The sequence below is a fragment of the Sporosarcina sp. UB5 genome, assembly GCF_050859005.1.
Classification (GTDB): domain Bacteria; phylum Bacillota; class Bacilli; order Bacillales_A; family Planococcaceae; genus Sporosarcina.
On record NZ_CP125984.1, the window covers coordinates 2,133,663 to 2,153,927 of the forward strand.

Consider the following 20,265-nt stretch of genomic DNA (forward strand, 5'->3'; position numbering starts at 1 on the left):
GAAAACATGATCCGAACAATGGGATTGACGACGGACGATGAATTCATTTATGACTTTCCGGTACATGAAATCGCTGAGCTCGCATTGCAATGGTATTGGGTTGACTTCGATCAGCCTGATGCGGAAGAGGCATTACTACTTCAAACATTATTTAAGTTTCATCCGTTAGCGTTAGAAGATTGTTACGGTCGCCTTCAACGTCCGAAATTGGATCATTATGATGGGTATACATTTTTTGCCCTACATTCCATCTGCCATGAAGACTTGAATGCTGAGGAATTGAATTTATTTCTAGGCGAGAACTATGTCGTTACTTTTCACTATACACAATTACAGGAAGTCGAAAAGGCGAGAGAAACAATTATTCAAAATCCGACACAATGGGAACGTGGACATGTCCATGTCACTTATGAAATCATTGATAAACTTGTCGATCAATATTTTCCGATTCTCTACAATATTGAAGACCATTTGGACGACATTGAGGAAAAACTTTCACCTACAACGGTGCAATTATCGATGGATTACGTTTTTGAAGTGCGCGGCGATTTGTTACGCCTACGAAGGACAATCTTTCCGATGAGGGAACTGTTGTACAGAATGCTTGAGTCCAAAACATTAAACTTCATTCCACATGAGTACACGTACTTCTCGGATATTTACGACCATCTCATCCGATTGAGTGAAATGATCGATTCCAACCGGCAATTGACTTCGGATATCCGCGATAGTCAATTGTCCATTAACTCAAACCAAATGAATAGTGTCATGATGACGCTGACGATCATTTCTTCCGTCTTCATTCCGTTAACATTCATTGCCGGTGTGTATGGCATGAATTTTGACCATATGCCGGAGCTGCATTTGCGTTACGGATATCCTGTTGTCCTTATTGTAATGCTCATAATTGGAATCGCGATGATTGGTTGGTTTACGTACAAAGGTTGGTTTCGAATTAATAAGTCGTAAGGAACCCTCTCTTGTTGAGAGGGTTCCAGACTGTAGACAAAAGGGTTGGAAATCATAGATTTCCAACCCTTTTGCTTAAACATGTACATTTTAACTGTCAGTAGACTAAAATAACGTTGATTTCCGTTCCGGGCGGACGCTTTCCGGGGGGCTTGCCCTCAGCCTCCTCGGATGTGCTCCCAACGCTTCGCTTTTGGTCGCAAAAGCCGTTCTTCGTAACGGCTTTTCCTGCGGGGTCTTCACGCTGCGCTGATCCCCCAGGAGTCGCCGCCCTGCACTCCAATCAACTGGAAATCCTTTAAGACAAGGGTATCATTTCAGCCTCCATAGCCGGCGCTCTCCACGTCCAACTGGCCAGCTTCTTCAAATTTATGGCAGCAAAAGTTAGCATCGCCTGCATGGACATTTTTTTAAGTCCCCGGAGGGTTGTCCATCGCATGTAACGGGTTCGGTTGATGGGGAGAAAAGTGTAATTAACAACGTAAATAACAGGTTAATCAGCATATATTTCAACAGTGAATTAGTCATATGAAAAATAAGTAAAAGCGCTCAGGTTTGAGCGCTTTTTAGCGTAATATTCTACTATCCTTATTGAACTAAAGCGCGCGTTAGTTTAAGTGAAATACTTCACAATATTTGAAGTTGCTTTCATTTAGTTTTGATTTGCCTTTTGTTCTAACTTTGAAATAGCTTTAAGAACCACATCTCGATTTTTTGCAGATTTTATCCACAAAGGTAGCCTACTTTCTACACTTAGATAATAGGGATGGTTTTCTCTTAGTTCAGCTTGAACATAGTTTTTAAGATGCTCTAAATGTTCGAGATTATATGCCCATAAAGTCTGACCGCAACAAGGTATTTGTAAATATAAAGGATATCCAAAATACCAATCAAATGTCCCTCCGATGTTTATAAAGCCATCATTCCACTTACTACCGTATGAAATTATAGATTGGTTAAAACAGTTGTTCTTGGGTACAAATTCTTTGGTCATTCCACAGTGTAAACAGAGAAACCTTCTTATAATTCCTGTTCCATAAGGGGAGTGGTCTCCCAATGAAATAACCTTTGATTTACTATTACAATTGGGACAAACTACAAGAAATTCATAGCCAAAACTTTCTAACATTCGGTGCTGGTTTTTAAATTGTTTTTTCATTTAGTATGACACACGCCTTATCTTGGATAAATTGATAATTCTACAAAATTGGTAGTAACTCCTTCTTCAATTAACCTGCTCCGTTAGTAGAAGAGAATCATTTCTTAAACTTCAATATATTTTAACATAGATTTCTCATCTTCCTTCTATATTTTTCTCTTCAATAACCAATCAGCACGTATTTTAACAAATGAATTAGCAAGTGAATTAGCAAAGGCACATAAATTTATGCGCTCTTGTTAATCCCTGTGCTAATTGCGGTTCCAGTTCGTCTAAGTAAATCATCTAAACGTTGATATAGCAACAAAAACGGGGACACCAATTCATATACGAATTGTGTCCCCAAATGCTGTGTTTTTTATTGTTTTCTCCTCATCAACCGAACCCGTTACATCGCATGCATCAGCAAAGACGCACTCGATCGTCTCTTTGCGTTTTCCGTATATTTCCTTGATTTCATGGTTATGTCGCAAGTCCTCAGCTACATCCAAATAGTCCTGCCAGATATGCCGTTTAATCATCTTTTGTTGATTCTTACTTTGCGTGCATTGGCCAATCACTGGACACGCGGCACAAATAGAAGGCGTCGATGGATACTGGCGATATCCTTCCTTCGTTGTTGTTCGGTAGGTTAGCAACCGGACTGAGAAGCCCACGGTTTGCCATCTCGTTTAGAACCTTATAGAAGGTCTGCTCAAATAGATCGGTATCTGCAAATCGACGGACATAGTTCTTCTCGAACGTGGAAAAGTGAGGAACCTCAGCGTGAAAGCCGAAGCCTAGGAACCAGCGATAAGCCACGTTCGCTTCAATTTCATTAATTGTCTGGCGCATGGAGCGGATGCCGATGGTATACTGAATGAATGTCATCTTGATGAGTACGACAGGATCAATGCTAGGTCGCCCAATGGTTGAATACAGATCTTCAACTAATGGATAGATGAAGGAGGAATCAAGGGCTGCATCCAGTTTGCGAACCAGATGGTCCTGAGGAACCAACTGTTCTATTGTAAGCATATCCAACTGTTCGCGTTCATTAATTTGATTCTTTGTCATCATATCCATCACCTCATTCATTTAATAGGAAACACCGTTGATTGGAGCGGAGAGCGGCGACTCCTGCGGGAACAGCACGAGCTGAAGACCCTGGACTGAGCGCAGCGAGGGAAGCGGCTGAAGCCGTGCCCGCGGAAAGCGTCCGCTCGCAGTGGAAATCAACAATTTTAGCTTTATCTCTATTTTAAAAGAACCCTCTCTTATTGAGAGGGTTCTTTTAATGAAAAAGATTGAACGGCTTCATATTTTGGCGTTTTTGACGGATGGATTCGAAAGAGAGAAAATTCTTTGACGTGAAATCGAATTGGTGTACAAGTCTCTTTTTGAATTGGGAACTCTTCAACGATTTTGCGCTTTTTGGCAATCGTAATATGAGGAGTGAAACGATTATCGGGTTCGATGTTCAACTGATCGGCTCCGATTGACGTAATCGATCGTTGCAACGCATTGAGCTCGTTGGATTGCTCGACGGACAAATATACGACACGTGGACCTTTAGGAGATCCGAAGTAGGAAAGTCCATCTACGGTCAAATTAAAGCCGCTATGTTTGTCGGCTAGCGTAGCAAGATGGTGTTGCAAAGGTGCAAGTTGCTGATCTGGAAGTGCACCGATGAACAGCAATGTAATATGCAAATCATCCATATGGGGAATGACTTTATACATGTTGGACAAACTGTATTTTTCCCTGTAAAGCTTAACAAGTCCTTCAATTGAAATGGGGGTTTTAATTCCAATAAAATAATGATGGTGCATCGCTTGCGCCTCCTTACTAACTATCTCGTCTCCTATTGTAGCCTAATTCCGTTTTGATGAAACATAAGGAAAGTGCCCGGAACTTAATATAATGCATATAAATAGGAGTGGTGACTTAGAAATGTACGAAAGGGGATTTCGTGGAGAGAAATAAAAATGCGAAAGATGCACAATTAGAACAGTACCGAGTGAATAACTATGGAAAGAAAATGACGACGAACCAAGGTTTGAAAGTGTCTGATGATGAAAATTCATTAAAAGCGGGAGTACGCGGGCCGACATTGTTGGAGGACTTCCATCTTCGGGAGAAGCTAACCCATTTCGACCATGAGCGAATTCCTGAGAGAGTCGTCCATGCGAGAGGGTTTGCAGCTCATGGAGAGTTCGAACTGTATAAATCGATGAAAGAGTTTACGAGAGCGAAATTCCTTCAAAATCCAGGTTCGAAGACGCCTATATTCATTCGGTTCTCAACAGTTGTCGGAAGCAAAGGATCTGCCGATACAGTAAGGGACGTACGCGGATTTGCCATTAAGTTTTATACCGAAGAAGGGAACTTCGATCTCGTCGGCAATAATATACCTATCTTTTTCATCCAAGATGCCATCAAGTTTCCGGACCTCGTTCATGCCATTAAACCTGAGCCGCATAATGAAATACCGCAAGCATCTTCGGCTCATGATACGTTTTGGGATTTTGTCGCAAACAACCAAGAGACCGCCCATATGATTATGTGGCTCATGTCCGATCGGGCGATTCCAAGAAGCTTTCGGATGATGCAAGGGTTCGGTGTCCATACGTTCCGTTTTGTTAATGAAGAAGGAAAAGCCAAATTCATTAAATTCCACATAACGCCTGTCCTAGGTGTCCATTCGCTCGTCTGGGATGAAGCACAGAAAATTGCCGGGAAAGATCCGGATTTCCATCGGCGCGATTTGTGGGAAAACATTGAGCATGGAAATGTCGTCGAGTATGAAATCGGTGTGCAGATCATTGATGAAAAAGATGAGTTCATGTTTGACTTCGATATTTTGGATGCGACAAAGATTTGGCCAGAGGAAATCGTCCCCGTCCAGATGTTCGGCAAAATTACGTTGAACCAAAATGTCGATAATGTTTTTGCCGAAACCGAACAAGTCGCATTCCATTTAGGAAATGTCGTCCCGGGAATTGATTTTACAAACGATCCTCTTTTGCAGGGAAGATTGTTTTCCTATTTGGATACGCAATTGCTGCGACTTGGAGGACCAAATTTTGTAGAGATTCCAATCAATCGCCCAGTTTGTCCATTCCATAATAATCAACGAGACGGATTCAGCCGTCAGCGGATTGATGTCGGAAAAGTAGCTTATCATAAGAATTCGCTTGCGAATAACACGCCGTCGACTTCTACGTGGAAAGAAGGCGGGTATGTCCATTACGCCGAAAAAGTTGAAGGTCGCGTTATTCAAGCACGAAGCGATTCGTTCAAAGATCATTTTTCTCAAGCTCGATTGTTCTGGAACAGTATGACGCCACCTGAAAAGAAACATATAACGGACGCATTTATCTTTGAAGTAGGAAAAGTGAAATCCGCTGATGTAAGGCAGCAAGTGGTCGATATGTTTGTTAACGTGGATAAGGAGTTAGCGACTAAACTTGCTGATGCGGTCGGAGTAAATCGTCCGAAAGGCCAACAAGTCAATGTTTCAGCAGCTTCCCCAGCACTTAGCCAAGCATCGACGCCGAGATACCCGAACACGCTCAAAGTAGGAGTTCTAATTGGCAGCGGATTCAATGGTAAAGAAGTGAAGGCGGTTGTTAAAACATTGATGAATCATGGAGTCGTCGTAGATATTGTAGGCGAGCATTTAGGCAGCCTAACGGGAGCAGACGGTGTGAAAGTTATGTTGAATGAAACCTTTCTCACAGCGTCGCCTGTCCTTTTCGATTCGTTATATGTCGTTGGTGGAAAAGCGAAGAACCAAGCGAAATTTGAAAATGATATCGAGCAATTCATTAATGAGGCGTATCGTCATTATAAACCGATCGGTGTCGCTACGACAGGGGAAGTCATTTTCAACAAATCCGATGCGAAGCCTGGCCCAGGCATTGTAATTGCATCCAAAGCTGGAACCGATTTCTCAAATGATTTTATTCAAGCGATTACGCAACAACGCTTTTGGGATAGAAATATTTATTCCAATTGACGTGACCGCTCCAATTCCCTTTTGGAGCGGTTTTTCTGTATAATCAAGCAAAGGGGGAAGAAGATAGATGATCCGTACAATCATATTTGACTTAGACGATACGCTTTTATGGGATGAAAAAAGTATTGCGACGGCATTTGAAAAGACATGTCGTTATGCGGCTGATAAGCTCGAACTTAATGCAGTGGAATTAGAGGCGGCGGTCCGCGAAACAGCACGGGAGCTTTACGCAACGTACGATACATATGCATTTACACAAATGATTGGCATTAATCCTTTTGAGGGCTTGTGGGGCGTATTTGACGATCCTGGTGAACAATTTCAGCGAATGAAGGAGATTATACCGGAGTATCAACGTAACGCGTGGACGAAAGGGCTTGCGAAACTCGGCATCGTTGACGAGGAATATAGTAAGGAACTCGCAGCACGATTCATTGAAGAACGAAAAAAATCGCCATTCGTTTACGATGAGACGTTTTCCGTCCTTGATCGGTTGAAAGGCAACTACACGCTCGTTCTTTTAACGAACGGCTCTCCGTCCCTTCAAAAAACGAAATTGGAAATTACTCCGCAGTTAGCTCCGTATTTCGAACGAATTGTCATTTCGGGTGCATTCGGAAAAGGGAAGCCTGACCCATCTATTTTTGAGCATGTTTTGGAGGAAACCGGAAGTACGGCAGACGAGGCGTTAATGGTCGGTGACAATTTACTAACCGATATTTTAGGTTCATCACGCATAGGAATGCGTTCAGTATGGATTAATAGGGAAGGGAAACCAGGAATACCGGACATCCAACCGACTTTTGAAATAAAGAATTTAGATGAGCTGTTTCCGATTTTGGACAAGTAAAAAGGGTGAGTCTCCTTTCGAGGAGCTCACCCTTTTCCGCACAGTAGGTTAAAGATCAATTGCTTTTACTTCATATATATCCGCTAGCTCAGTCAAATGCGCAAGCTCCGAAAGTTCCACTTGATTGTCAATCGTAAGCATCATGATAGCATCTCCGCCGACTGTTGAACGGCCTACTTGCATCGTTGCAATATTAACGTTTTTCTGTGCCAGTAACGTCCCTACACGTCCGATTGCTCCAGGCTGGTCTTTATGTTTAATAAATAGCTGATGACCTTCAGGGACAACGTCGACTGCATATTCATCGACCTTGACGATTCGCGCTCCGAGCCCGTTCAGCAACGTACCTGCTACTCGATGCGTAGATTTTGCAGTGACGATTTCCGCAGTAATTAAATTTAGGAACCCTTTTCCGGTTGTCGTTTTATGCTCATTCACATTAATGTCGAACCGGTCGGCTAAGTACCTCGCATTGACATCATTCACATGGTTTCCGAGGTTGCGTTTCAAAATGCCTTTCACCGTATTGCGAGTCAATGCGCGAACATCATAGTTGGCGAGCTCACCGGCGTATTTAATATTCACTTCTTCAATCGCGTCGTCAGTCATCCGGGAGAGGAAAGCTCCAAGTTTTTCAGCCAAATCGAAGAATGGCGCAATTTTTGCTAATACATCTTTCGAGACAGAAGGTAAGTTGACAGGATTTCGGACGGCTTCCCCATTAAAGAAGTTGACAACATCGACGCTGACATCGATTGCAACACTTTCCTGCGCTTCTACCGTGCTAGCCCCTAAATGCGGCGTCGCAATCACTTCCGGCAAGGTGAGAAGCGGATGGTCGACAAACGGCTCCGTTTCAAATACGTCAAGCGCCGCTCCAGCGACTTTGCCGGACACGATTGCCTCGTAAAGAGCATCTTCGTCGATAATTCCACCTCTCGCGCAGTTAATGATCTGCACGCCATCCTTCATTTTCGCAAATGCCTGTTCATTAATTAAATGACGTGTCTCTTTCAATAAAGGAGTGTGAATCGTTATGAAATCAGCTTCTTTGAGCACATCGTCGACGGTTCCGAAACTAATCCCCATTTTTTGTGCTTTTTCCGCTGTTAGAAACGGGTCATACGCGATGACATTCATTCGTTGGCCTTTCGCACGGGCGGCCACTTCCGCGCCAATCCTTCCAAGTCCGATAACACCAAGCGTTTTGTTTTTCAATTCGACACCAATGAACGATTTACGATCCCATTTGCCGTTTTTCAATGAGTTGAACGCTTGAGGGATTTTTCTAGCCAAGGAAGTTAGCATTGCAATTGTATGCTCTGCAGCGGAATTCGTATTGCCATCAGGTGCATTAACGACGATAATGCCGTGTTCCGTTGCGGCGTCCAAGTCGATATTATCGACCCCGACACCCGCACGACCGATAATTTTCAAGTTGCTAGCGGCTTCAATTACTTCCCGTGTCACTTGCGTTTGACTGCGGACAAGCAATGCATCGAAGTCCTTAATCTTTTCGAGCAATTCTTCTTTCGGCAAATCGGTCGCAATTGTAATTTCCAATCCATCCGCTTGCCGCAGCGGGTAAATGCCTTCTTCGCTTAATGGATCCGCTATTAAAATATGGTACGTCATCAATGATTCTCCCCTTTTTCCAAATAGAGTTGCTGCGCTGCCGCTACACCTTTGCCGAGTTCGATATTTTTTCCGGATTGAATCAAGCCGATTTCTATCATGGCGAGCGTCTGCAAAACATCAGCAGGGGAGCAGTAGCCCATATGTCCGATTCGGAAAATTTTACCTTTCAAATGTTCCTGCCCACCGGCAACTGATAGTCCGAATTTGTTTTTAATCACTTTCCGGAACAGTTCCGCATCAAAATCCACTGGCTTAACAGCAGTAACCGTATCGGATGCATCTTCATCATTTGTTAATAAAGGGATGTCGAGAGCTCGAAAAGCTTTACGAGTCATCTCTTTCATAAGCTTATGGCGACTATACACGTTTTCTAGCCCTTCTTTTTCCATTAGTTCAAGTGCCTGATCGAGCCCGAAAAGAATGGAGAGTGCAGGGGTAAAAGGTGTTGTATCCTTTTCTAAGTTATTTCTGTACTTTACTAAATCGAAATAGAAACCACGATTACGGTTTGAATGAATAACGTCCCATGCCCGCTCGCTTACCGCGATAAACATCAAACCAGCAGGCAACATGAACGCTTTTTGCGAGCCTGTTACCATAATGTCAATGCCCCAATCATCCATTCGAGTTTCAACGCCACCGACACAAGAAACACCGTCCACAATAATAAGTGCATCTGACACTTCTTTCACTGCGGCAGCTAGTTCATGAACTGGATTCATGACACCCGTCGACGTCTCACAATACGTTGCAAATATCGCTTTGACATTCGGGAAGTTGCGAAGATGCTCTTTAATTACAAGTGGATCAAAGGCTTTTCCCCACTCGACCTCGAATTTGTGGACGTGAATTCCATATGCCTCGCAAATGTTGACGAAGCGTGCACCAAATGCGCCGGTTACAATGACGAGCACTTCATCGTTCGGTTTAACAGTATTAACGACAGCCGCTTCCAAGCCCGCAGTTCCACTTCCGGTAACAACCATGACGTCCTGATTTGTCCCAAATACGTTGTTTAAACGTGGTTTAATAGAGCGGAGTAACTCGGATGTTTCATTCCCACGGTGGCCAATCATTGGTTTAGCCATTGCCCGTTGAACAGATGGCGGAATGGGAGTTGGTCCTGGAATTCGTAAGTATTGTTGATCTTGCAACATGTCAATCTCCTCCTTGAAATATAAAAAGCCTTTCGTCCCTTGCAATTATATGCAAGGGGCGAAAAGCTATTAGCTACGCGGTGCCACCCTTTTTCGCTGTCACGTGGACAGCCTTCATTGCATGCATAACGGGCATGTGCCGGGTGAACCTACTGAACTAACTAGAAAGGAAGTTTCAGTCCACCGATTCAGGAGTGCTACTCTACGTTAGAAACACTGATTCCCACCAACCATCAGCTCTCTTAAGATTCCAATTCGTAAAGCTTATCTCCGTCAAAATCGATCAAGTTATTTAATTATTGACAATCATAACATACAGTTTCGTAATGTCAACCCATTATTCGTTTATTTGCAAAAAAACATGTTGAGCCACTTGATAAATAGATTGAAGTTCATTTAAAGCCGAATAAATATCAGTGGTGATAGAGTAATGTTCGTCAAATACTTGTTGTCGAGAGTGCGAATTGCATTAATAATAAGATTGCTTTGTATCTTATCAAACATTTTGAAAATGTCAATCGAAATTTCGTAATCGCCAAATAGACGTATAAAATACTGTAGTTTACACATCATAACTGCAGTTCCATCTTTACAATGGAAAAGTTTAAGAAATGAGGGAGAACATTTGGGTATTTTAAGTGGAAATCCGAAAGAGCAGCCACTGCACTATGGCGAGGTAATCGGATGTTGGTCGTTTGTAGGTGCGAACAAAGGGTTGATTAGTGGATATGAGGCTTTTATTAACCATGCTGGTGACAAAGAACTAATTGGTCTTTTGAAAGAAGCAGTAGACATGATGAAAAATGAAAACAAGGAAGTCGAGAAAGTATTAAAAGAGAACGGTGTAACACCTCCTCCAACATTGCCTGAACGGGCGGACGCAAATGCGGAAGATATTCCTCCAGGCGTGCGTTTCATGGACCCGGAAATTAGTGCAGCCGTTTCTATCAACGTAGGACAAGGACTTGTTTCATGCAGTATGGTAATTGGCCAATGTTTACGAGAAGACATCGCTATGATGTTTAGTAAATTCCATGCTGATCGGCTTTTATTTGGATCGAAATTACTTCGTCTAAACAAAGAAAAAGGTTGGATTATTCCCCCTCCAATGCATGTTGAGCCTTCATCGAATGATTAAAATGAAGCAGCTGATTTTTAGTCAGCTGCTTTTCTTATGCTCACTTTTCTGAACAATGTGGTAAAATGTCAATTGTAAGACTTTAAAGGGGGATATGTAATGGTGTTATTCACTAGAAAAGATGATGTAATTGAAAATTTTCATGGAACCGATATTCAGGACCCATACAGATGGCTTGAAAATCCAGAAGATGCGGAAGTGCAACAATGGGTTGATAATCAAAACAAACTAACTCAAGATTTCCTCTCGACATTTCCTGATCGAGAAAAAGTGAAATCGAAGTTGACGGAAATGTGGAATTACCCGAAGTATACAGTGCCTCGTAAAGAAGGGGATTATTATTATTTCCATAAAAACGATGGTCTCCAAAATCAAGCCGTCTTCTACCGTACAAAGGATCTTCAATCCGATGAGTTGGAAGTCGTGTTAGATCCAAATACGATGAATGAAGAAGGTACTGCTGCCATTACGAATCTATCGTTCACAAGTGACGGCAAGAAGTTAGCGTACGGAATTTCATTCAACGGAAGCGACTGGCAAGACATTAAAATTCGAAACTTAGAGACAGGAAAAGATGAAGTCGACCTTATTCGTTTTTGTAAATTCTCAAGCATTGCTTGGAATAAAGAAGGGACAGGCTTCTACTATAACCGTTTTCCTGATCCGTCGACGGTTTCGGCTGAAGAACAAAGCTATTACAATAAAGTGTATTGGCATGAAGTAGGAACATCTCAAGATGAGGACATGCTCGTTTATGAAGACGTTCACAACAAGGAATTTTCCTTTAATCCGATTATGTCGGATGATTACCGTTATCTGATCCTAAATGTTTGGAAAGGAACGGAAAATAAAAGCCGGATCTATTTCAAAGATCTCGTGGAAGACGGGGAGTTCGTCCATCTATTCGGAAAAGGAGACGGTGAGTATTCGTTCATCGGCAATGAAGGACGCACTTTCTATTTCGTGACGAATGTCGATGCGCCACGTGAAAAAATCATTGCGGTCGACTTGGATAATCCATCGAAGGAAAACTGGATGGATATCATACCGGAAAAAGAAGATGTATTGGCCTTCGGAAAAATGATCAACCACCAACTCGTCGTCGGCTATTTGCATAATGCACATTATGAACTGAAGATTTTCAGTTTGGACGGCGAGTCTGAGAGGGATGTCCAACTGCCGGGATATATTTCACTGACCGGTTTGACGGGGAAGAAAGACGAAGAGTGGATGTTTATCGGATATACATCATACTTGGCACCGAGTTCGATCGCAAGCTATGATTTCGCTCAAGGTGGACTAACAGAAGTGTTTCAAGACGAGAATAAATTTGACACAGAACGATTCGAGACGTCCCAAATCTTTTATGAATCGAAGGATGGGACAAAAATCCCGATGTTCCTGACCTATAAAAAGGGATTGGTGAAAAATAACGAAAATCCAGTACTTCTCTACGGATATGGCGGATTCAATGTTAGTTTGACACCGTCCTTCTCACCTGCTGTGCGCATGTGGATCGAGCAAGGTGGTGTTTACGCCGTTGCTAACTTGAGAGGTGGCGGTGAATTCGGGGAAGAGTGGTATAAGGCGGGGAAGCTTGAACGGAAACAGAATGTCTTTGATGACTTCGCGGCGGCTGGCGAATGGCTCATATCAGAAGGCTATACGAAGAAGGAAAAACTTGCAATTATGGGAGGTAGCAACGGCGGATTGCTCGTTGGGGCAAGTATTACGCAGCGCCCGGATTTGTTCGGGGCGGCAATTTGCCAAGTGCCTGTCATCGATATGCTTCGCTATCATAAGTTCACGGTTGGACGCTATTGGGTGACGGACTATGGAAATGCCGAAACAAATGCCGATGATTTTGCATTCATGATCAACTATTCGCCGCTCCATAATGTGAAAGAAGACGTTGACTATCCGCCAACGTTAATTACAACAGCTGATACAGATGATCGTGTCGTTCCGGCCCATGCGATGAAATTCGCAGCGACGTTGCAAGCGGCGTATTCTGGAAAACATCCGATTTTACTCCGTGTAGAAAAGAATGCAGGACACGGACTTGGAAAGCCGACCGTCAAAATCATTGAAGAACAGACAGACGTCTTTTCATTCCTCTTCAAAACATTAGGTGTTCAAATTTAAAAAGAAGAGGCTGGCTCACTGTAGAGGCAGCCTCTATTTTTGTCGTTCCCAATTGCGAAGGGCAGGGAAAGGGTCAAAAGACCATTCTGTCCGGCCGTTATATTTATACAGTCCATAATGGAGATGTGGAGGGAATTTCCCTGACGTTCCTTCTTTCCCGTATCCAGTGCTTCCAATAAAACCGAGAAGCGTTCCAGGTTCAACAATATCCCCTTCTTTAATGCCTTTATCAAAATAAGCTAAATGGGCAAAGTAATGATACGTGTTATGGTTGTCACGAATACCGACTCGCCATCCACCGTATTCATTCCAACCCATTATCTCTATGACGCCGTAAGAAGTTGCGACGACTGGAACACCGTACCGAGCGAAAATATCCGTTCCTTCATGAATTCTGCGTCCTCCCCATCCGCGGCTCGAGCCCCAAGTGCTACGATACGAATAATGATGCCCTTTTGGGATAGGAAATACATGCTTGTCGAGCTCAATCGTTTCAAAGTGTTTGTACAGCTTGGCGATTGTTACTATTTGATTGACAGTTGCTTCTCGTTTGTAATAATGCCATAATGCTGCCTTGAAATCATCTTCATCGGGTCCATACATCGCTAAGTGGGAAAAAATCGTCAAAAGCACATCCGTCGGATTAGATTGGTCTGCGATTCCGTCCCCATTCCCATCCGATCCGTACCCGCCAAAAAACGCGATCGTATCCGGAGAAGTGTCGGTTACATTAGGATTTAATGCACCGAACCAATGCTCAATGGGAAATTGGATAGAAATTGGTCCGTCTACTTTTGGAAGATCAGGGCGTACTTGCTGGATATTACGTTCGTATTGATCAATTGCAGCGAGGTGATACCACGGAACGAGTTCGTTTGCAAATTGCAAATATAACCCCATCCGCTCTTCCACAATTTCCATTTCAGTCGGTTGTTCGGAAGCGGTGACAATGTTGTGAGGTAAACTTAAACAAATCGTTGCACATAAGGAAGCAGTAATAAAATGGGTACGCAAATGGAAACCTCCTTTGTTGAATGATTAGAATTCCCCGTTCGGTTCAATTCATGAATGTTTTGTTTGCATTTTTTCAATCTTCATCTTATGATGGATTTCTTTTTGGGTGATATACTCTAAGAGAGATGAATTAGAAGGGGAGAAGACGAATGGAAAAACTTCAATCGATTGAGCAGTTTGAGCAGTTGAAAAATGAGGAACGTACAATGTTTATGTTTTCGGCGGATTGGTGTCCGGATTGTCGGGTAATCGAGCCATTTTTGCCTGCACTAGAAGCGGATTATCCGGAGTATCAGTTCATTTATGTAGACCGTGATGATTTTATTGAGGTTTGCCAGCAATTAGATGTTTTTGGCATTCCGAGCTTTATTGCATTTAACAACGGTGAAGAGGTCGGTCGTTTTGTGAGCAAGGACCGGAAGACGAAGGACGAGATTGAGGCGTTCATTAACAGTTTGGATGCATGAAAAAAAGAGATGTCGCTAATCCTAGAAGGGATGGCGGTATCTCTTTTTATAATTGGGCCGGATTTCCGTTCAAGGCGGACGCTTTCCGGGGGGCGGGCGGTGAGCCGCTTCCTTCGCTTCGCTCCGTCCAGGGTCTCACCTGTCCCGCTATTCCCCCAGGAGTCGCCGCCTTTCACTACAATCCTTCTCCACCCATTTTTTATTTGGAAGATAATGATGTAAACATTTTTTCCGGGTAGTCAGTGAACATGGCTTGGACTCCGGCTTGTTTTAGCGTCATTGCATATGTTTCGTCGTTGACGGTAAATGTTCGGACCGGCATGCCGCTTTTAATGACTTCGGCTATGGACGGGCGGATGGCTGCAGGGAATAGGATATGAAGGGCGTCCGCCGGGATTTTGCGTAAATAGTCCAATGGGTGGACGAGTACTTCCATGAATAATGCGGCCGTCTCGATTCGAGGGTTGAGTTGCTTAACGAATTGGACGGCTGTGTGATCAAATGACGAAATAATGACGCGCGGTTCCATTTGCCTTTCTGCAATCAAATCGAGCACTTTGCTGACCATCCCCTCATACGGGAAAATATCCGATTTCAATTCGATGTTCAGTTTATGTTCCGTTAAATGAAAAATATCAAGGACTTCATTCAGCGTTGGAATCGTTTCATCTTGGAAATTGGATAAAAACCAGCTTCCAAAATCATACTTCTTCAAGTCCTTCAAAAGTATGTCTTTCACATAGCCTGTTCCATTCGATGTCCGATCGATCGTTTCATCGTGGATGACAACGAGTTCGCCGTCCAACGTCATATGTACATCGAATTCAACGCCGTATATTGGAAGGCGAGCTGCTTCCTTGAATGCAGCGATTGTGTTTTCTGGATAGTTCCCTGAAGCGCCCCTATGCGCAAAAATCTCCATTTAACATCCTCCGATTTCATCTCACTTACCTTTGCCTGAAGCAAAGGCATAGTCCCCGGAATTGTTATTCCCAAGTTTTTTGTTCTTGAATTTCTCTCAAAAGAATTTCGGCACCTTTAGGGCTAATGTACATGCCATTTGAAAGCTTTTTGTTTTTATTAGTAATATCTCCTGTTACGATACATGCTGAATCTACCACATACTTCCGAAGGATAATCATGTCGTCATCAACGAAAATCTCCATTGGAGCTCCTTTATCGATTTGTAATGTAGTTCTCAGTTCCTTCGGGATTACAATTCGGCCAAGATGGTCAACTTTTCTAATAATACCTAAACTACGCATAATATCCTCCTCAACACTAGTTTTATTGTACAAGTACCTATTATTATAGCAGTAAATTAGAAAGATACAAAAAAATAAGTTTACTTTCTGGTGATAACCTATTCTTTTCACACATTGCTACTAACGTTTTCTCGTTACGTTTTTTCTGATAGAATAGGTAAGTCTTCTAAGAAAGGGGAACGTATCATGTCATTCATCCAGAAGAGGCCAGTCGTTTTCGACTATGTCCAGATCATCGTGGGAGCAACATTAGTTGGGCTTTCATTCAATATTTTTTTATTGCCATCACGCATAGCGGCCGGTGGAATCTCGGGCGTTAGTACAATTTTGTATGAATTATTCGGATACAATCCTGCTTATGTTCAATGGCTAATTAATATTCCACTTATCGTGTTAGGGTTGTTGCTTGCAGGGAAGGAATTCAGTGCAAAAACAGTTGTCGGCACTTTTTTTGTTCCATTTGTTATCTATGTAACGAGCGGTTTCGAACTTTCCGTTGATAATCCACTTCTCAGTTCAATTTATGGCGGTATTATGCTTGGTATTGGACTTGGAATTGTTTATAGGGGAAATGGATCGACAGGCGGAACGGCATTGGTAGCCCAGCTTTTGAAGAAGTATACGGGCATTTCGAGTGGTTTTTCTCAATTAATTGTCGATGGAATTGTCGTTGTTACTTCAGCTTTCGTCTTCAATTTTGAACTTGCGTTATACGCCCTCATGTCGATTTATGTGACGAGCAAAGTAATCGATTTTGTCCAATTGCAAACTTCGCCGACAAAGTTAGTCCTCATCATTACCGAACATGAAGAGAAAATTCAATCGGTTATTCAAAATGAAATTGATAGGGGATTGACGAAAGTGAAGTCGACAGGAGGCTATTCAAACAACGAGAAGACGATGATTTTCTGCGTTGTGGAACAGTCTGAAGCGGTCTATTTAAAGAAATTGCTTTTAGCCGCCGAACCGTCATCATTTGTCATCTTCCTCAATGCTTCGGAAATTTTAGGACTCGGTTTTTCAAAAGCGAAAGTTCATCGATAAAAGAAATTAGTATACAATTCTCGCAACAATGATATAATAATCACAATTGAATAATTCTTATCAAGAGAAGCTGAGGGATTTGGCCCGATGAAGCTTCAGCAACCTCTGCAATTGCAGGAAGGTGCTACCTCCAACAAGATGTGAATCTTGAGAGATAAGAACGGAGAAATAGATGCAAATCCTCGTTCCTATCTTTAGGAACGAGGTTTTTTATTTAACGAAGGGGGAGCAGACATGCCAATCAATATACCGGAACAATTACCGGCACGGGAGCTGTTGAAGGAAGAAAAGATTTTCGTTATGGATGAAGGGCGGGCGATGACACAAGATATACGACCGTTAACTATCCTCATTCTTAATTTAATGCCGGAAAAAGAAAAGACGGAGCTTCAATTACTTCGTTTGCTCGGCAATACGCCATTGCAAGTAAATGTATCATTCTTGAATACAGCGACGTATGAATCAAAAAATGTGAGCAAAAATCACTTGGAATCTTTTTACACGACATTCGAGCATGTGAAGAATAGGCGTTTCGATGGGCTAATCATTACAGGGGCTCCGATTGAGCATCTTCAGTTTGAAGATGTCGCCTATTGGGATGAATTGAAACAAATTATGGACTGGTCGACGACAAATGTAACTTCAGTACTGCATATTTGTTGGGGAGCGCAAGCCGCACTTTACCATCATTACGGTATTGATAAGTTTGAGTTGCCGAAAAAACTGTCCGGCATCTACTCTCATCAATTAACAGATCCAACTGTCGAATTGGCTCGCGGTTTCAATGATCTATTCAACGCCCCGCATTCACGATATACGTCAGTTTCAATCGAAAATATCGAACGGGAGCCGCGCCTTCAATTATTGGCGGTTTCAGAAGAGGCCGGTGCATTCATCATCCTTTCAAAAGACGGCAAACATATTATGATCACCGGCCATTTGGAATATGATGCGTGCACGCTCGCTGAAGAATACGAACGTGACTTGAAGAAAGGGATCGATATCGATATGCCGGAAAACTATTTCCCGAATGACGATCCGAACAAGCAGCCGTTAAACACATGGCGCTCTCACACGCATTTACTTTTCTCAAACTGGTTAAATTATTACGTTTACCAAGAAACACCGTTTGAATGGGAATAACTATTAATTAATAAAGCAGAGCGGGAATTGTGACTTCCTGCTTTGCTTTTGTTTTTTCATCGTATATGGTTATCGTTCTATCACACACTACTGTTAGTGGAGGTGTGTATAAAAATGATATCAGATGCAATTTCAAACATTAATTTTTGGGAAATGTTACTTAGAACAACTTTTGCTTTTATCATTCTTATGATACTCGCCAGATTCATGGGGAAGAAACAGATTTCACAACTCACATTTTTTCATTACGTTACGGGAATTACAATCGGATCTATTGCAGCAGAAATTTCCGCTCAAACGGAAACCCCTTTTTTAGATGGTGCCATTGCAATGATTTGGTGGGCATTATTAACGGTAGTTGTAAACTTATTAACGATTAAGTCGAAAAAAGCGAGAATTTTATTTGATGATCAACCAACGATCATTATTCACAGAGGTAAAATTAGTGAACAAGGGATGAAGAAAGCCCGTCTAACATTGAACGATTTAAATATGATGCTGCGCGAACAAAGCATTTTTGCGGTTGCGGATGTGAACTATGCAATACTGGAAACAAATGGCCAATTAAGTGTTTTGAAAAAAGCTGGCCAAGAGTCAGCTACAAAACAAGACGTGAATGCGCCTGTCAATGACCCAAAATATATCCCGACAGAAATCATTTCGGATGGGAAGTTAATTAAAGAAAACTTGACCGAACTAAAGCTAACAGAAGAATGGGTGTATGAACAACTGAAGAAAAACGGAATTGGAAAAGTGGAACAAGTGTATTATGCGGAAATTCTTACAGACGGGAAGCTCCATATCGACTTGCGTACGGAAGGTAAATAGGTGTTTTAATGAAGTGCAACGTCATATAAGGGGGAAGAAATTTTTCCCTCTCTTTGTGCTCCAAGGCCACTTGGAGAATTTTATGTTATAATGAATGACAGTCATTCAGCGGAAAGGTGGAAGGCATTTGAATAAGAAGGAGAGAATCATAAATGCGGCCATAGAAGTGTTTCGCAAACAAGGGATCGAGAAGACAAAGATATCTGATATCGTGAAAGTGGCAGGGATTGCTCAAGGAACGTTCTATTTATATTTCCCGTCAAAGCTGTCTCTCATGCCGGCAATTGCCGAAGTGATGGTCGCAAAAACCTTGGAAATTGTCATGGATAGGGTATCGGATGATGCACCATTTCCAAAACGGATGGAGCAGCTCGTCGATGCAATTTTCGAAGTGAATGAAGAATATCATGAAATTCTAGCGCTCATTTACTCAGGCCTAGCATCAACCGAGCATTTGAAAAATTGGGAGACGGTATATGCTCCGTTCTATAAATGGGTGAGTGAAGGCCTTCAGCAAGCGATTGACGAAGGAGTAATTCGGAATTCCGTCCATCCTGATAGAACAGCAAAGCTCGTTATCGGTCTTGTGGAGTCGGCGGCGGAACAAATTTATTTATACGACACCGACAAGGAAGATGAAGCTGCTATCCAAAAGAATGAAGTAAAGAATTTTTTGAAGCATGCCCTTGGATTTTAAACACCTATTAGGGAAGATATAATTTTGGTAGCTTGTCATTATTAAAAATGAATGACAGTCAGTCATCGAGTTGGGAGTCAATAGTAAATGAGCAAGTCATGGATTTATGTAGGGCTAACAAGCTTTTTTGAATTGGTATGGATATTCGGTTTCAATGTTGCCTCTGAATGGTGGCATTGGATTCCAATCGTCTTTTTCATCTTAGTCGATTTTCATTTCTTAGCGAAAGCCTGTGAAAACCTCCCGACGGGAACAGTATATGCCGTCTTTGCAGCTGTTGGAACAGTAGGGACCGCATTGATGGATGTCTTCTTTTTCGGAGAAACTCTAGGAGTCGGTAAGATATTCTTCATTACAATTTTAGTTTTAGGTGTGATCGGTTTGAAAATTGCGGATGGAGCGGATGAAAAGAAAGGATTTGTTAAGTGATGGGCTGGTTATTTATAGTCGCAGCGGCTATAAGCGAGTTTGTCGGCGTTGTCGGTTTGAATAAATATAGTAAACAGAAAACATTCTTCAATACAATTCTATTTGGGGGAGGATTTGCAGCTGCATTCGCGTTTCTATATATGTCTTTCAACTATTTGCAAGTGAGCACGGCATATGCGGTATGGATAGGTGTCGGAACAGCAGGTGCTGTGCTTATCAACATGCTGTTTTTCGGTGAATCCAGAAGTAAAGGGCGCATTGCCAGTGTAATACTAATTGTTATTGGCGTTGTTGGGTTGAAGGCGTTATCGTGAAGTTCTTC

General features: G+C 42.4%; 21 protein-coding genes, 1 pseudogene, 1 riboswitch and 1 other annotated feature. Of the genes and pseudogenes, 13 read left to right on the forward strand and 9 right to left on the reverse strand.

Features of this window, described 5'->3' with window-relative positions; all coding sequences use genetic code 11:
- Window positions 1-6: 6 nt before the first annotated feature.
- Complete coding sequence (corA, locus tag QM454_RS10790; RefSeq protein ID WP_432357795.1) at window positions 7-969, forward strand: magnesium/cobalt transporter CorA; 963 nt, start codon at window positions 7-9, stop codon at window positions 967-969.
- Window positions 970-1,267: 298 nt separating this feature from the next.
- Here corA and QM454_RS10795 read toward each other — a convergent pair whose 3' ends face one another.
- From QM454_RS10795 to QM454_RS10805, 3 genes and pseudogenes are all read right to left on the reverse strand, one after another.
- Window positions 1,268-1,456 (reverse strand): transposase, encoded by a 189-nt coding sequence (locus QM454_RS10795; RefSeq protein WP_432363962.1) that lies wholly within the window; start codon window positions 1,454-1,456, stop codon window positions 1,268-1,270.
- Between the two features lie 165 nt (window positions 1,457-1,621).
- The gene (locus QM454_RS10800) at window positions 1,622-2,128 is read right to left on the reverse strand and encodes a hypothetical protein (RefSeq protein WP_432357798.1); all 507 of its coding nucleotides are present in this window, start codon (window positions 2,126-2,128) and stop codon (window positions 1,622-1,624) included.
- A gap of 383 nt (window positions 2,129-2,511) precedes the next feature.
- Window positions 2,512-3,187 (reverse strand): annotated as a pseudogene (locus QM454_RS10805) (transposase); the annotation flags it as partial.
- Between the two features lie 38 nt (window positions 3,188-3,225).
- Here QM454_RS10805 and QM454_RS10810 point away from each other — a divergent pair.
- Window positions 3,226-3,372 (forward strand): hypothetical protein, encoded by a 147-nt coding sequence (locus QM454_RS10810; protein WP_432357800.1) that lies wholly within the window; start codon window positions 3,226-3,228, stop codon window positions 3,370-3,372.
- A gap of 12 nt (window positions 3,373-3,384) precedes the next feature.
- On the opposite strand, the gene thpR is transcribed toward QM454_RS10810, so the two are convergent.
- Window positions 3,385-3,939 (reverse strand): RNA 2',3'-cyclic phosphodiesterase, encoded by a 555-nt coding sequence (thpR, locus tag QM454_RS10815; protein ID WP_432357803.1) that lies wholly within the window; start codon window positions 3,937-3,939, stop codon window positions 3,385-3,387.
- Between the two features lie 140 nt (window positions 3,940-4,079).
- On the opposite strand from thpR, the gene QM454_RS10820 reads away from it, so the two are divergent.
- Both QM454_RS10820 and QM454_RS10825 read left to right on the forward strand, forming a co-directional pair.
- On the forward strand, window positions 4,080-6,128 hold the full coding sequence (locus tag QM454_RS10820; RefSeq protein ID WP_432357806.1) for a catalase: 2,049 nt from the start codon (window positions 4,080-4,082) through the stop codon (window positions 6,126-6,128).
- A gap of 67 nt (window positions 6,129-6,195) precedes the next feature.
- Entirely contained in the window at window positions 6,196-6,978 is a 783-nt protein-coding gene (locus QM454_RS10825; RefSeq protein ID WP_432357809.1) for an HAD family hydrolase, read from the forward strand.
- 48 nt (window positions 6,979-7,026) lie between these two features.
- Here the strand turns inward: QM454_RS10825 and serA are convergent, their stop codons facing one another.
- Together serA and QM454_RS10835 are read right to left on the reverse strand one after the other, a co-directional pair.
- A complete protein-coding gene (gene serA / locus QM454_RS10830) occupies window positions 7,027-8,613 on the reverse strand; it encodes a phosphoglycerate dehydrogenase (RefSeq protein ID WP_432357812.1) in 1,587 nt (528 codons plus the stop codon).
- Window positions 8,613-9,773: a pyridoxal-phosphate-dependent aminotransferase family protein gene (locus tag QM454_RS10835; RefSeq protein WP_432357815.1), complete on the reverse strand. Its 1,161-nt coding sequence runs from the start codon at window positions 9,771-9,773 to the stop codon at window positions 8,613-8,615. The genes serA and QM454_RS10835 overlap by 1 nt, the downstream gene beginning before the upstream one ends.
- Before the next feature lie 51 nt (window positions 9,774-9,824).
- Window positions 9,825-10,059 (reverse strand) — a binding site (T-box leader).
- Window positions 10,060-10,398: 339 nt separating this feature from the next.
- Here QM454_RS10835 and QM454_RS10840 point away from each other — a divergent pair.
- Entirely contained in the window at window positions 10,399-10,911 is a 513-nt protein-coding gene (locus QM454_RS10840; protein ID WP_432357818.1) for a DUF3231 family protein, read from the forward strand.
- 99 nt (window positions 10,912-11,010) lie between these two features.
- Window positions 11,011-13,056, forward strand: a complete 2,046-nt coding sequence (locus tag QM454_RS10845; protein WP_432357820.1) for a prolyl oligopeptidase family serine peptidase — start codon at window positions 11,011-11,013, stop codon at window positions 13,054-13,056.
- Window positions 13,057-13,089: 33 nt separating this feature from the next.
- Here the strand turns inward: QM454_RS10845 and QM454_RS10850 are convergent, their stop codons facing one another.
- Window positions 13,090-14,070, reverse strand: coding sequence for a M23 family metallopeptidase (locus tag QM454_RS10850; protein ID WP_432357823.1), 981 nt, complete (start codon window positions 14,068-14,070; stop codon window positions 13,090-13,092).
- A gap of 149 nt (window positions 14,071-14,219) precedes the next feature.
- Between QM454_RS10850 and QM454_RS10855 the strand changes: the two genes are divergently transcribed.
- Window positions 14,220-14,537, forward strand: a complete 318-nt coding sequence (locus QM454_RS10855) for a thioredoxin family protein (protein WP_432357825.1) — start codon at window positions 14,220-14,222, stop codon at window positions 14,535-14,537.
- Between the two features lie 199 nt (window positions 14,538-14,736).
- Here QM454_RS10855 and QM454_RS10860 read toward each other — a convergent pair whose 3' ends face one another.
- A complete protein-coding gene (locus tag QM454_RS10860) occupies window positions 14,737-15,459 on the reverse strand; it encodes a glycerophosphodiester phosphodiesterase (protein WP_432357828.1) in 723 nt (240 codons plus the stop codon).
- Window positions 15,460-15,523: 64 nt separating this feature from the next.
- Window positions 15,524-15,802, reverse strand: a complete 279-nt coding sequence (locus QM454_RS10865; RefSeq protein WP_432357830.1) for an AbrB/MazE/SpoVT family DNA-binding domain-containing protein — start codon at window positions 15,800-15,802, stop codon at window positions 15,524-15,526.
- 186 nt (window positions 15,803-15,988) lie between these two features.
- Here QM454_RS10865 and QM454_RS10870 point away from each other — a divergent pair, with 186 nt between their 5' ends.
- The 6 genes from QM454_RS10870 to QM454_RS10895 all read left to right on the forward strand — a co-directional run bounded on the left by QM454_RS10870 (window position 15,989) and on the right by QM454_RS10895 (window position 20,257).
- On the forward strand, window positions 15,989-16,846 hold the full coding sequence (locus tag QM454_RS10870; RefSeq protein WP_432357833.1) for a YitT family protein: 858 nt from the start codon (window positions 15,989-15,991) through the stop codon (window positions 16,844-16,846).
- Window positions 16,847-16,900: 54 nt separating this feature from the next.
- A riboswitch (SAM riboswitch) is annotated at window positions 16,901-17,007 on the forward strand.
- 73 nt (window positions 17,008-17,080) lie between these two features.
- Window positions 17,081-17,989, forward strand: coding sequence for a homoserine O-acetyltransferase MetA (gene metA, locus QM454_RS10875; RefSeq protein WP_432357836.1), 909 nt, complete (start codon window positions 17,081-17,083; stop codon window positions 17,987-17,989).
- Between the two features lie 114 nt (window positions 17,990-18,103).
- On the forward strand, window positions 18,104-18,817 hold the full coding sequence (locus QM454_RS10880) for a YetF domain-containing protein (protein WP_432357839.1): 714 nt from the start codon (window positions 18,104-18,106) through the stop codon (window positions 18,815-18,817).
- A gap of 127 nt (window positions 18,818-18,944) precedes the next feature.
- Window positions 18,945-19,514 carry a TetR family transcriptional regulator gene (locus QM454_RS10885; RefSeq protein WP_432357842.1) on the forward strand — a complete coding sequence of 190 codons (570 nt, stop codon included), beginning with the start codon at window positions 18,945-18,947 and terminating at the stop codon, window positions 19,512-19,514.
- Between the two features lie 87 nt (window positions 19,515-19,601).
- Window positions 19,602-19,943, forward strand: a complete 342-nt coding sequence (locus QM454_RS10890) for a DMT family transporter (protein WP_432357845.1) — start codon at window positions 19,602-19,604, stop codon at window positions 19,941-19,943.
- Window positions 19,943-20,257, forward strand: a complete 315-nt coding sequence (locus tag QM454_RS10895; RefSeq protein ID WP_432357848.1) for a DMT family transporter — start codon at window positions 19,943-19,945, stop codon at window positions 20,255-20,257. Before QM454_RS10890 ends, QM454_RS10895 begins: the two co-directional genes overlap by 1 nt.
- Window positions 20,258-20,265 lie beyond the last annotated feature (8 nt).

What these genes read in the sequence shown, in the direction of transcription:
- corA (WP_432357795.1), top strand. Translation starts at nt 7, where the DNA reads ATGATCCGAACAATGGGATTGACGACGGACGATGAATTCATTTATGAC.
- QM454_RS10800 (WP_432357798.1), bottom strand. Translation starts at nt 2,128, where the DNA reads ATGAAAAAACAATTTAAAAACCAGCACCGAATGTTAGAAAGTTTTGGC.
- thpR (WP_432357803.1), bottom strand. Translation starts at nt 3,939, where the DNA reads ATGCACCATCATTATTTTATTGGAATTAAAACCCCCATTTCAATTGAA.
- QM454_RS10825 (WP_432357809.1), top strand. Translation starts at nt 6,196, where the DNA reads ATGATCCGTACAATCATATTTGACTTAGACGATACGCTTTTATGGGAT.
- serA (WP_432357812.1), bottom strand. Translation starts at nt 8,613, where the DNA reads ATGACGTACCATATTTTAATAGCGGATCCATTAAGCGAAGAAGGCATT.
- QM454_RS10835 (WP_432357815.1), bottom strand. Translation starts at nt 9,773, where the DNA reads ATGTTGCAAGATCAACAATACTTACGAATTCCAGGACCAACTCCCATT.
- QM454_RS10845 (WP_432357820.1), top strand. Translation starts at nt 11,011, where the DNA reads ATGGTGTTATTCACTAGAAAAGATGATGTAATTGAAAATTTTCATGGA.
- QM454_RS10855 (WP_432357825.1), top strand. Translation starts at nt 14,220, where the DNA reads ATGGAAAAACTTCAATCGATTGAGCAGTTTGAGCAGTTGAAAAATGAG.
- QM454_RS10860 (WP_432357828.1), bottom strand. Translation starts at nt 15,459, where the DNA reads ATGGAGATTTTTGCGCATAGGGGCGCTTCAGGGAACTATCCAGAAAAC.
- QM454_RS10865 (WP_432357830.1), bottom strand. Translation starts at nt 15,802, where the DNA reads ATGCGTAGTTTAGGTATTATTAGAAAAGTTGACCATCTTGGCCGAATT.
- QM454_RS10870 (WP_432357833.1), top strand. Translation starts at nt 15,989, where the DNA reads ATGTCATTCATCCAGAAGAGGCCAGTCGTTTTCGACTATGTCCAGATC.
- metA (WP_432357836.1), top strand. Translation starts at nt 17,081, where the DNA reads ATGCCAATCAATATACCGGAACAATTACCGGCACGGGAGCTGTTGAAG.
- QM454_RS10880 (WP_432357839.1), top strand. Translation starts at nt 18,104, where the DNA reads ATGATATCAGATGCAATTTCAAACATTAATTTTTGGGAAATGTTACTT.
- QM454_RS10890 (WP_432357845.1), top strand. Translation starts at nt 19,602, where the DNA reads ATGAGCAAGTCATGGATTTATGTAGGGCTAACAAGCTTTTTTGAATTG.
- QM454_RS10895 (WP_432357848.1), top strand. Translation starts at nt 19,943, where the DNA reads ATGGGCTGGTTATTTATAGTCGCAGCGGCTATAAGCGAGTTTGTCGGC.